The following is a 12,654-nucleotide window of genomic DNA, read 5'->3' on the forward strand; positions in this document are numbered from 1 at the left end:
TTAATGGGCTCGATGCATACAGGCTTAGAAGAAGAAAAAAATGGATTTGAAAAACTGGCCGCTTTTTATGCCGAACGTGCAAAAGGCGGTGTTGGTTTAATTGTTACCGGTGGTATCTCGCCAAACCTACGTGGTCGTCTAATGCCGCACGGTATGCAGCTATCTTATAAATGGCAAGCGAAGAAACACCAAGTTGTCACACAAGCTGTGCATGATAATGGCAGTAAAATCGCGTTACAAATCTTGCATGCTGGGCGTTATGCCTATCATCCATTTAGTGTCAGTGCGAGTAAGAAAAAAGCGCCGATTAACCCGTTTACACCTAGAGCGATGTCAAAACGTTCGATTCGTTGCACTATCGCTGATTTCGCTAAAACAGCTGAATTAGCTAAGTTTGCCGGTTATGATGGTGTGGAGGTCATGGGTTCTGAGGGTTATCTTATCAATCAGTTTATTTGTCGTCGCAGCAATAAGCGTACTGATGAATGGGGTGGTAGCTATCAAAATCGTATGCGTTTCCCTGTTGAGATTGTAAAAGCAATTCGTCAACGTGTTGGTAATGACTTTATCATTATCTTCCGCCTTTCAATGTTAGATCTTGTTGAAGATGGCAGTACCTTTGAAGAAGCGGTAGAGCTTGCACAAGCACTTGAAAAAGCTGGTGTGACTATTATAAATACCGGCATCGGCTGGCATGAAGCACGTGTACCTACCATTGTAACCAGTGTGCCGCGTGCCGCGTTTACTTGGGTAACAGAGAAAATGAAGGAACATGTGAATGTACCTTTAGTGACAACTAACCGTATCAATACCCCCGAAGTTGCGGAGAGTATATTAGCTTCAGGCCAAGCTGATATGGTTTCGATGGCGCGTCCGATGCTGGCTGACCCTTATTTTGTTGCGAAAGCGACAGCAGGTAAAGCCGATGAAATTAATACCTGTATCGCCTGCAATCAAGCATGTCTAGATCATGTCTTTAAAGCAAAAAGAGCATCTTGTCTGGTAAACCCACAAGCGTGCTTTGAAACCGAACTGACTTTTCAAACAGCCAAGAAATCAAAACATATTGCCGTTGTTGGGGCGGGTCCTGCAGGTTTAGCTTTTGCTTGTTATGCCGCTGAGCGTGGTCATACGATTGATATTTTTGATAGCCGTTCAGAGATTGGTGGACAGTTTAATTATGCTAAACAAGTACCGGGCAAAGAAGAGTTCTACGAAACACTACGTTATTATGCAAAGCAGATTGAAGTGCTGGGTATTAACTTACATTTAAATGAAGTCGTAACCGTGAAAACTTTGCAAGGTAAAGGCTACGATGATGTTGTGGTCGCTACCGGTATTAAACCACGTACACCGCCGATCCCTGGCGTTAAACATGAGAAAGTGCTCAGTTATATTGAAGTGTTACGTGACCATAAGCCAGTCGGTAAACGTGTCGCGGTAATTGGTGCTGGTGGTATTGGCTTTGATATCTCAGAATATTTGGTCGAAGAGCAAGGTGAATCACCGTCTATTAATACTCAACAGTGGTTGAGCGAGTGGGGCGTAACACAAGACGATACTACGGTAGGTGGTTTAACAGCAGCTAAAAATACAGCGCCTGCGCGTGAAGTTTTTCTACTACAGCGTAAAGATACTAAAGTTGGTGCTGGATTAGGTAAAACCAGTGGTTGGGTACACAGAGCGACATTGCAGAAGAAAAATGTAGAAATGATCAAAGGTGCTTCATATGATCTTATTGATGATCAAGGTTTACATATTACCGTCGATGGCGTTAAAAAAGTACTCGAGGTTGATAATGTGATTTTGTGTGCGGGTCAAGAACCGTTCAGAGAATTGTTTGAGCAGTTAAAATCTGAAAAAGTGCAGACGCATTTAATCGGTGGTGCTTTTGAAGCTGGTGAGTTAGACGCAAAACGTGCTATTCGCCAAGGTGCGGAATTAGCGGCAACGATTTAATGCCAATTTGCGTTGACCTACGATGTGGTCAATAAAAATATAAGGCAATAAAACGGACTATTGCCGCGACAATTTTTGTGAAAGTTAGCCCATATCATGTATGGGCTTTTTTGATCTTAACGTATTTATAACTTGATATTTTATGACTCGCATTTAATACTTTAACTATCATTCATAGTTCAAAGTAGTAAAAATGGACGCAATTGATCTATTAATAAATCGTCATTCATGTAGTCAGCTTATTGAGCCAGCCCCAAGTGGTGAGGCATTAGATAATATTATTAGTGCTGGATTGCGTGTCCCTGATCATGGTGGACTGACTCCTTGGCGTTTTATTATTACCGAAGGTGAAGGTTTAAAAACATTATCTCGTTATTTTCAAGATGCCGCGTTTAATCTTGGCAAAGCCGAAAAAGATGTATTAAAAGCGGCGAATGCACCATTCCGAGCACCGCAAATTATAACTGTGATTGCACGGATAGAAGCACATCCTAAGATCCCAGAATCTGAGCAGTTGATGTCAGCAGGCTGTGTGGTCATGGCGATGCAAATGGCGGCACTAGCACAAGGGTTTAATGGCATATGGCGTACTGGTTGGTTTGCTTATGATAACCACATAAAACAAAAGCTTGAGCTGGAAGAAAAAGATGAAATTGTAGGTTTTTTATATTTAGGTACCCCAGATGTTTCATGTAAAAAAATTCGTCAGCTAGAGAGTAATAGCTTTATTACTCGTATGGATAGCTAAGGCTTTGTAATTCGAATAAATCGCAGGAATTAAGATGGCAGCACAATATCCCAAAGGGCATTTACTCAGTGTACAATTTCCACTTTACCATCACGTTGGTATTTCGGATGGTTGTGGTCATGTTTATGAAAATTCACGGGCTCGATTAGGGCGTGGCTTGGTCAGCTTAAGCGATTTTTCTGATGACAAAGAAATTATCGATCATGGTTTTTTACCCGAAAGTTTACCTGCCGAAAATATCATTGATAATGCGAAACAATTGATTTCAGATCAAAAGCGCTATCATTTATTGAAAAATAACTGTGAGCATTTTGTACATGAAGTTTGTGGTGTAAAAATAACGAGCCCGCAATTACGGCGAGCGCTTATCCTGATTGCGACATTACTTGTTAATAAGTTTACTAGCGGTCGCTTTAAATCGGCATTGCTTTGGAGTATTGCGTCACAGTTATCACACTTAAATGAGGCAACATTTACTTGGTGGAAACATGCCATGTTCACTTCGGCAGGTTTTTGGTTAGTGCTACTAACCAATACAAATCAAGATGTTGAGGATGATCTGGATAATTAAATACTACTTTATACTTAATTCCTACCTTCGAGCGCTTACTGATTTAGTACGCGCTTTCTAGTTATTCTACTTATAATATTGGCAATTAGATTAAAAACTCGTAAGGGTTATAATTAGCGAGTGTGATGAATTATGGGCAACATTGAAATTATTCGCGATCATAGTTTGCCGCACAAGCAAATTATTAGTATCGCAGATAAAGTAATGATTGATATAGCAGAAGAATATGACCTTAAGCTAGAGTGGCAGGGTGATAAACTTCATATTAAGCATGCACATACCAGAGGGTATTTACATGCCGATGTAGAAAGTATCAGAATTAAATTAAAATTAGGGATCTTGCTGTTTCCTGTCAGCTTTGTATTAAAACAAAGTATTGAAGAAACGTTAGATGAACTTTTGCCAAGTGCAGCGCTTTCGCATAGATAAAGTAAGGCTAAGGCTTAAATTATGGAACAATTATCACTGGTTGAAACCTCATTTTTGTTAAGTGAGAGTACAGCAAGTCCTAAGCATTTCTCAGGGTTACAAATATTTGAACCACCAAAGGATTATGAAGGCAATTTCGCCCGCGATCTATTTCAAAAATTAATCATGGATCCGGCTGTCGCTACACCATTTAATTTTAAGTTGAAAAAGAGTTTTGGTGGCTTGTATTATTGGGTTCATGATAGTCAATTTGATTTTAATTATCATATTCGGATGTCGATGTTACCTGGTGAGGGCACTGATGAGCAGCTACGTGATTTAGTTGAACGATTGCATTCACACCTGATTGATCGAACGCGCCCGTTATGGGAAGTGTACCTAATAGAAGGCCTCTCAGAGGGGCGTTTTGCTATTTTTACAAAAATCCATTACGCAATGGCTGACGGTAAAATGGCAAATAGTTGGTTGTCTGGGTATTTGAAAAGCGATCAATCGGTCAATGATTATCGTCCATTTTGGCAAATTCCATCATTCCGCCCAGGATATAAAGAGTCTGCGGGTGTTATTGAAAATATGTTATCGACTTATGTGAGTGGCTTGAAGCAACTTAAATCTGTACCTGGGTTAATTAGGCTCAGTTCACGCATGGGATTAAAATTTTTACACTTACGTGATAAAGGGCCAGCTTTACCCTTCTGTGCTCCGCGAACGCCATTTTCTGTACCAGCGACGCGATCTCGTATTGTTTCTTTTGGGCGGCTGCCTTTTGAGAAAATGCGCTCGATTAGTAAGATCACTGGTGTGACCTTAAATGATGTCATTTTATGTTGTGTCGATATTGGTCTAAATCGTTATTTGAAAGAGAAGGGCATCTTATTACGCAAGCCGCTAGTGGCTCAGGTTCCTGTGCGCATCGGTAACGGCCGTCGCAATGCATTAACGGGTGTGGAACTCGGTAACGTTGATGCCGATGCTCTCGATCACTTAGAAACCATTCATAAACGTACCAGTAGTGTTAAAGATGATTTGTTCAGTTTACCGGAAGAGTCCGTAGTGAACTTTTCACTTTTGATCCAGGCAAGTGCGTCAATTGCTGAATGGCTGGGTATTTCTAAATTCTTACCGCCACTTGGCTCGGTTATTGTCTCGAATGTACGTGGTCAACAAGAATTTGCTTACCTTGCTGGAGCTAAGTTAACTGAAGTTTACCCAGTATCTGTGCTGTCAGCTGGTACTGCATTAAATATCACCTTATATAGCTATCATAAAGAAGTGTTTTTTGGTTTGGTTGGCTGTAAAAATGAGTTGCCAGATTTAGATCAACTATCACGTCATGTCGAAGCCGCGTGTGAAATTTTGTCTGAAGAAATACTTAATAATGCCAAGCAACATTCAGTATTAATCTCTTCACGTTAACATTAAAGAGGGCGATTTAGGTCGCTATCTTTATCTGTTCCTTGCGTTTATTTCATGCTAGTTTTGTATCTTAGAGAGAAGCTTCTAACTTGTATTGCTATAATGCCCTTATACATATAAATATTGTTCGAGGTCATTTTGATTAGTTGGCAAGCCAGAGCACTGAATTTATTTTTGAAACAAACAGTGAAGCGCTCGATTGAAAATACCAAAGACGTTAATAAACTGCGTTTTCAGATGCGAGCGTTAGATAAGTTTGTATTTGGTACCAGTTCTAATATTGAACGTTCTCAATCTATGCGTGAAGGCACTTTATGTGATGAAATAAAGCTGAAATTCTCAAACAGTAAAAAGAAATTATTATATGTACATGGTGGTGCGTTTGTGTTCAAAACCCCCGCGATCCATAATAATTTTATCGCGCGTTTAGCTGAACCGTTAGATCTGCATGCGATTGTACCGGATTATCCACTGGCGCCGGAATATCCTTTCCCTGCGGCTCTCGATAGCTGTTATGTTATTTATAAATCATTGTTAGATGCTGGCACTTTACCTGAAGATATTATTATAGCTGGGGATTCAGCCGGCGGTAATATTGCCTTGTCTTTATTACTTCGAGCGAGACGTAATGGTTTACCCATGCCTAACTGCTGTGTGCTGATATCACCCGTCGCCGATATGACTCAAAGTGGCCTTTCTTCTGTTGAAAACCGTTATAGTGATGCACTGTTTAGTTTAGATGTGATGCTGTATTGCCGAAACTTATATTTGGAAGGGGCTAATCATGATTTACATAATGAAGAAATTTCCCCTTTGTTTGCTGATTTCACCGGGTTACCGCCTTTTATGTTTCATGCTGGCAGTACAGAGTTAATGCGCGATGATTCGACCCGACTTGCTGAGTTTATGCAAGCGCATGGTGTGGAAACGCATTTACAAGTTTGGCGCGAAATGCCACATGTGTTCCCATTGTTTGAACAGCTTCCTGAAAGTAAAGCAGCCTTACAGCAGATCGTCGACTTCATCAAAAAACAGCAAAATTAGAAAACTCGCGCTCTCATTGCCAGACGATAAACGTCCCGTAAAGCGGGACGAATATGGCCGAAATATTTAACGAATAAGTTACACCTTATGGACTAGTGATCACAGCATTAATGACATGTATCACACCATTTGATGTCTCTACATCAGTGATAATAACCTCTGCATTACCTACCTTCAGTACGCCCATGTCGATATTAATATTAAGCGCAGTACCAGCTCGCAATGTCGCGACCGCAGAGCCATTTGCGGCAAAGGCGGAGACTGAATCAACTGCCGAACCATTAATAACATGTTGTTTTAAAATATCGCCCAAATCAGCAAGTGCTAAGATCTCTTGAACTGTTCCAACTTCCGCAAACGCTGCATCGGTTGGAGCAAACACTGTGAATGGTCCAGGACCAACCAATGCGGCATCTAAACCTTCTTGTTGAAGCGCCACTAATAACGTTGTGAATTCGGCATTACTTGCAGCGCCAGCTAAATTAGTTACCAAGGCACCTATTGTCACGCCTGTATTAGATAAAGCATTTGCTGATGGTGGTAACAACACTTTATCGATCGCATGGACAATACCGTTAGATGCATCAACATCAGCAACAATCACTTTTGAAGTATTAATGTAAAGATTAGGGTCGCTATAAGAGATCGCAAGATTTACAGCGGCATAAAGTGGTGTTTTGGTATTCCCTGACAATCCAATCGCTGTCATCGCATCAACTTCTGAATCGAGTACGTGATACTGGAGAATATCACTTAAATTAGTCAATGCTAGGATGTCTGCAGCGCTGTTAAACGAATCATTAGTTGCAATTAGTTCGGCAAAAGCATCATCTGTTGGCGCAAAAACGGTTAAATCAGGGGTCGTTGCTAAAGTATTTACTAATCCGGCTTCAATTACCGCCGCTACTAAGGTATTAAACCTACCATCTGCCTGTGCAGTTTCAACAATATTAAAGTAAGAAGGTGGAATTAAGACTTTATCTATTGCGTGTATGATACCGTTATCAGCCACCACGTTAGGAATGATGACTTTAGATCGATTGATAAAAAGGTCTTGTCCAATCAGTGTTACCTCAACATTTGAAGTTTCAACGGTGCGCGAGGAATTATCCATCATGCCAGCTAGCGCGATTGCTGCGCTTGCATCCACCGAGCCTTGCAATACGTGATAAGTGAGTATATCCGCTAAATCAGCTCGGGCTAAAAACTCAGCAGGGGTAACCCCAAGTGCTAAGAATAATTCGTTAAATGCTGCATCAGTTGGTGCGAAAACAGTATACTCACCGCCGCTTAATGTTGAACCCAGACCTGCCGCATCAACTGCTGCATACAGGGTATCGAAATTACTATCACAATCGGCAATTTCAGCGATGCTACCACTGCAACTGACTGCGTTAGCATTATCATTATCATTATCGCCATTACATGCGGTAAGAAATAGAGTTGAACTTGCAAATAGTACTAAGCTAGATTTTTTTGCCCAAGACAAATAATTTGAATATTGAGTAGACATGTCGTTACCTTCCATATTATTTAATTTTGTTTGTGTCGCTAACTTAGTGTTCACTATGTTGGAGTTTGCTAGTGACAATGTCAGCATCAAAACTTAATACGGAAGGTAAATAGATTTAGATCACTTAGGTATACATAATAGCCAAAAAAAAGCTGGTAAGATAAATGAATATCTCACCAGCCTTTTGTTTAAGTTATATATTTGCCAATGACAAATTAATACTTAAATTAGAATTCCGCTGTGCGTGGTGCACGTGGGAAAGGAATTACGTCACGGATATTTTGCATACCAGTTACATAAGACACTAAACGCTCGAAGCCTAGACCGAAACCAGAATGTGGCACTGTACCAAAACGACGTAGGTCGCGGTACCACCAGTAATCTTCTTTGTTTAAGCCCATTTCTTCCATACGCTTATCAAGCATATCTAAACGTTCTTCACGTTGGCTACCACCGATGATTTCGCCGATGCCAGGTGCAAGTACGTCCATTGCAGCAACTGTTTTACCGTCTTCATTCATACGCATGTAGAATGATTTAATGTCTTTCGGGTAGTTTTTAACAACAACAGGTGCTTTGAAGTGTTCTTCAGCAAGATAACGTTCGTGCTCAGAAGACATATCGATACCCCAAGAAACTGGGAATTCGAATTCTTTACCACATTCTTCTAAGATCTTAATTGCATCAGTGTAATCAATTTGCGCAAAGTCAGAATCTACAAAGCTTTCTAAACGTGTAATCGCTTCTTTGTTGATACGTTGTGCAAAGAACTGCATGTCATCCATACGCTCGTCTAGTACTGCTCTAAAGCAATATTTAAGCATATCTTCAGCTAGTTTTGCCGCATCGTCTAAATCAGCAAACGCAATCTCAGGTTCAACCATCCAGAATTCTGCAAGGTGACGTGTTGTGTTTGAGTTTTCAGCACGGAACGTTGGACCGAAAGTGTAAACTTTACCAATTGCACAAGCATAAGTTTCAGCGTTAAGTTGACCAGATACCGTTAGAAAGGTTTCTTTACCAAAGAAGTCTTCTTTGTAATCAACATCACCTTTATCAGTTAAAGGCAGGTTATTCATATCCAGTGTACTTACACGGAACATTTCACCAGCACCTTCACAATCACTACCAGTGATAAGTGGTGTACTTAACCAGTTATAACCATTTTCATGGTAAAAACGGTGAATAGCTTGTGATAAACAGTTACGAACACGCATAACCGCACCCATAACGTTAGTACGGCCACGTAGGTGAGCGTGTTCACGAAGGTATTCGATGCTGTGACGTTTAGCTGACATCGGGTAAGTGTCTGGGTCTTCAACTAAACCAAGTACAATGACTTCTGTTGCTTGGATTTCGAATGATTGACCTTTACCTGGTGATTCAACAACTACACCAGTAACTTCAACTGAACAACTAGCAGTAAGATTTAATACATCTGCTTCGTAGTTTGGTAAATCTTTACTTACTACTGCTTGGATAGGATCGAAACACGAACCATCGTAAATAGCTAAGAAAGAAATACCCGCTTTAGAATCACGACGTGTGCGGATCCAGCCTTTTGTTGTAACTGTGCTACCTACCGGGAATTTACCGGCAAAAATATCTTTAACTGACGAATGCGTCATAGGATTATTGCTCTCCAGCATAAAAAGCTCTTGCTGAGCGAATGATGATTATTTAAGTAAGGTTATATTACCTTTGCAGTTGCAGTATACAAGTAAAAACAATGAAAAATCATTTTGTTTGCTTAATATTTAGTAAATTATCACTGATATTGAAGAATAATTAAGGATCCTAATGGTAATTAATTTGTTTTTTCTTTTGCTGTAGTAACCGTGTTTGACTTAACAAATTGCTGCTGGGTTTGATTGTAGCTTTATTTGCTGGGGTTGCTGTACGCTGTTTTAAACTTTGCTCTAGTTTTTCAAAATAACTTGATTCACTAATATTGTTATCGAGCATCAAATTGTAACGTTCAGATAGACCGTGTGTGTTTGTAGCATGTTCAAGTTTATTGATGATGTTATGCTCAAATTTTGCTTCTTGGATATAACCTGTGATGCTGGTAAGTGGTGCAATTATTTTAATATAAATAATATACGATATAGCGGAAAAACTGATTATGCTTAGACCAAAAATCAATAAATTATTGAGCATAGATGACTCCACAAACTAAGGTTGGATTAATGTAACAAGCTTGCGCTTTAGCTCATTACATTAACTGTAATTAACGACCGATGTGACAAATGTCAACGCGGTCCCCATAGTTTAGCAAAGACCATTTTGATGATATTGCAAGTCAAAGCCAGAGAAAGCTAAATTGACTTTTGTTATTAATCAAAAATAGTGCTATTAACCCAAAATAGTATTAGTTAGCCCAAATATCGGTATCCAAAACTTGCTTGATCACATTACATAATGTGTTGAGCTCTGTTTCCGAAATGATATAGGGAGGCATGATATACAACAGCTTGCCAAACGGTCTGATCCATACGCCTAACTCAACAAACACTACCTGCGCTTTAGCAAGATCGATAGATTGCGTCGTTTCAATCACGCCAATACTGCCAAGCACACGCGCATCGGTGACATTATCATGTTCAGTCAATGGTAATAATGCCTGTTGCATTTGTGCTTCAATGCCTTTGACCTGTTGTTGCCAGTCACTGGTCATTAACAAGTCAATACTGGCATTGGCGACAGCGCAAGCTAACGGATTACCCATAAATGTGGGACCGTGCATCAATACACCACTCGGTCCATTACTGATCGTTTCGGCCACGTTCCGGGTTGTTAACGTTGCGGCTAAGGTCATGTAACCGCCGGTAATGCCTTTGCCTAGGCACATAATATCTGGGGTGATGGCAGCGTGTTCACAGGCAAACAACTTACCGGTACGACCAAATCCTGTGGCGATCTCATCTGCAATCAGCAAGACCTCATAACGTTCACAGAGTAATTTTGCCTGGCGTAAAAACTCAGGATGATAGAACTTCATGCCGCCTGCGCCTTGTACAATCGGCTCTAAAATAAATGCGGCAATGTTTTGATGATTTTCAGCCAAGGTGTCGGCTAAATCTTGCATCGCACTGTCTTGCCATGGTTCATCAAACTTGATGCTCGGCGCGCTAATAAAGTACTGCGGTGCCAAGAAACCAGTGAATAATTCGTGCATGCCATTATCTGGATCACAAACCGACATCGCGCCAAAGGTATCACCGTGATAACCATTACGTATGGTGACAAACTTTTTCTTGCTCGGTTGTTGATGATGCCAATATTGGATCGCCATTTTCATTGCTACTTCAACGCTCACTGAACCGGAATCGGATAGGAACACACACTCTAGACCGTCGGGGGTAATATCAACTAACTTTTGGCACAGATTTATCGCGGGTTCATGGGTGATACCACCAAACATCACATGGGACATTTTACTGGCTTGGATCTGCATTGCTTGATTTAGCGCGGGCACGTTGTAGCCGTGAATAGATGCCCACCAAGAAGACATACCATCGATGAGTGTTGTGCCGTCATTTAACGTTAGATAAACCCCGTCAGCGCTGTCAACGTGATAGCAAGGCAGCGGTTTTGTCATCGATGTGTAAGGGTGCCAGATATGTTGCTGGTCGAACTTCATTAAATTATCGTGTGTTTTTTGAGTCATTGTAAACCTTGGTTTTAGCATTTGGTTGACCTTACGGTTATGCTGGATAGACTAATCGAGTTTAAGCACAAATTCAAATAAAGGATTTTAGATGACTAACCGTGTTCGCCATGATTGGCAAATTGATGAGATTGAAGCACTTTTTAACCAACCGTTTAATGATTTGATGTTTCAAGCTCAAACGGCACACCGTCAACATTTTGATCCGAACAGTGTGCAAATCAGTACACTGCTATCAATTAAAACCGGCGCTTGTCCGGAAGATTGTAAGTATTGCCCGCAGAGCGCACGTTATACCACTGGGATTGAAAAAGAACGTTTGATGCAAGTTGAAACCGTACTGACACGTGCTGCTGAAGCAAAAGACAATGGCGCGAGTCGTTTTTGTATGGGGGCTGCATGGAAAAACCCACATAAACGCGATATGCCGTACTTAATTGATATGGTGAAAGGTGTTAAAGCGATGGGCCTTGAAACGTGCATGACGCTAGGTATGTTAGCACCCGATCAAGCGAAATCATTGTCTGAAGCGGGTTTGGATTATTACAACCATAACTTAGATACGTCTGAAGAATATTACCAACAAATTATCACTACACGTACTTATCAAGATCGTTTAGATACTTTAGATCACGTGCGTGAAGCTGGCATGAAAGTCTGCTCTGGTGGTATCGTTGGTATGGGTGAGGAGCAACAAGACCGCTTTGGTCTGCTTAAGTCACTGGCTAATTTACCACATCATCCAGAAAGCGTACCAATTAATATGTTGGTTAAAGTCGCGGGTACACCACTTGAAGATGCGCCTGATTTAGATGCATTCGAATTTGTTCGTACCATCGCTGTTGCACGGATCATCATGCCTAAATCTTATGTTCGCTTATCGGCTGGCCGTGAGGCGATGAGTGAACAAACGCAAGCGCTATGTTTCATGGCGGGTGCTAATTCTATCTTCTACGGTTGTAAGTTACTGACCACAGATAATCCTGATGAAGATAGTGATAAACGCTTATTTAAAAAGTTAGGTCTGCAGCCTGCACGTATTCGTGAAGCAAGTGATGAAGCACAATCTGCACAACTGCTTGATGAAATTGCTGAACAAGCGTCGCCGTCGCTGTTTTATGACGCTAGCGTTGTGAGTGATAAGGTTTACGATGCAACAAGCACGGCACCTTAATGGCATTTGAATTTATTACGCAAGCATTACACCAACAACAAGCAGATTGCTTGTTACGTACACGGGCGGTAAGTCTTGGTGCCATTAATTTTTCAGCCAATGATTATTTGGGGCTCTCGACACACCCCGA

At 40.9% G+C, this 12,654-nt stretch carries 11 protein-coding genes; 7 read left to right on the plus strand and 4 right to left on the minus strand.

The annotated features are described in order from the left end of the window. The 6 genes from QNK26_RS13640 to QNK26_RS13665 form a co-directional block, all read left to right on the plus strand. Positions 1–1,959, plus strand: a 1,959-nt coding sequence (locus QNK26_RS13640; protein ID WP_319223853.1) for an NADPH-dependent 2,4-dienoyl-CoA reductase, incomplete at its 5' end; no start/stop codon positions are given. A 193-nt stretch (positions 1,960–2,152) separates the two neighbouring features. Continuing rightward, positions 2,153–2,707 carry an NAD(P)H nitroreductase gene (locus QNK26_RS13645; protein WP_319223856.1) on the plus strand — a complete coding sequence of 185 codons (555 nt, stop codon included), beginning with the start codon at positions 2,153–2,155 and terminating at the stop codon, positions 2,705–2,707. A gap of 34 nt (positions 2,708–2,741) precedes the next feature. After that, the gene (locus QNK26_RS13650; RefSeq protein WP_319223858.1) at positions 2,742–3,278 is read left to right on the plus strand and encodes a lecithin retinol acyltransferase family protein; all 537 of its coding nucleotides are present in this window, start codon (positions 2,742–2,744) and stop codon (positions 3,276–3,278) included. A 132-nt stretch (positions 3,279–3,410) separates the two neighbouring features. Then, positions 3,411–3,707, plus strand: a complete 297-nt coding sequence (locus tag QNK26_RS13655; RefSeq protein WP_319223860.1) for a polyhydroxyalkanoic acid system family protein — start codon at positions 3,411–3,413, stop codon at positions 3,705–3,707. 21 nt (positions 3,708–3,728) lie between these two features. After that, complete coding sequence (locus QNK26_RS13660; RefSeq protein WP_319223863.1) at positions 3,729–5,123, plus strand: wax ester/triacylglycerol synthase family O-acyltransferase; 1,395 nt, start codon at positions 3,729–3,731, stop codon at positions 5,121–5,123. 138 nt (positions 5,124–5,261) lie between these two features. Then, complete coding sequence (locus QNK26_RS13665) at positions 5,262–6,167, plus strand: alpha/beta hydrolase (RefSeq protein WP_319223865.1); 906 nt, start codon at positions 5,262–5,264, stop codon at positions 6,165–6,167. An 85-nt stretch (positions 6,168–6,252) separates the two neighbouring features. On the opposite strand, the gene QNK26_RS13670 is transcribed toward QNK26_RS13665, so the two are convergent. The 4 genes from QNK26_RS13670 to bioA form a co-directional block, all read right to left on the minus strand. After that, positions 6,253–7,680 carry a fasciclin domain-containing protein gene (locus tag QNK26_RS13670; RefSeq protein WP_319223868.1) on the minus strand — a complete coding sequence of 476 codons (1,428 nt, stop codon included), beginning with the start codon at positions 7,678–7,680 and terminating at the stop codon, positions 6,253–6,255. Between the two features lie 227 nt (positions 7,681–7,907). Then, positions 7,908–9,308, minus strand: a complete 1,401-nt coding sequence (gene asnS, locus QNK26_RS13675; protein WP_319223870.1) for an asparagine--tRNA ligase — start codon at positions 9,306–9,308, stop codon at positions 7,908–7,910. 169 nt (positions 9,309–9,477) lie between these two features. After that, complete coding sequence (locus QNK26_RS13680; protein ID WP_319223872.1) at positions 9,478–9,840, minus strand: hypothetical protein; 363 nt, start codon at positions 9,838–9,840, stop codon at positions 9,478–9,480. 211 nt (positions 9,841–10,051) lie between these two features. Further along, positions 10,052–11,350, minus strand: coding sequence for an adenosylmethionine--8-amino-7-oxononanoate transaminase (gene bioA / locus QNK26_RS13685; protein ID WP_319223873.1), 1,299 nt, complete (start codon positions 11,348–11,350; stop codon positions 10,052–10,054). A gap of 91 nt (positions 11,351–11,441) precedes the next feature. Between bioA and bioB the strand changes: the two genes are divergently transcribed. Then, entirely contained in the window at positions 11,442–12,524 is a 1,083-nt protein-coding gene (gene bioB, locus QNK26_RS13690; RefSeq protein WP_319223876.1) for a biotin synthase BioB, read from the plus strand. Positions 12,525–12,654 lie beyond the last annotated feature (130 nt).

It is taken from the genome of Moritella sp. (genome assembly GCF_033791185.1).
In the GTDB taxonomy this organism is placed as follows: domain Bacteria; phylum Pseudomonadota; class Gammaproteobacteria; order Enterobacterales; family Moritellaceae; genus Moritella.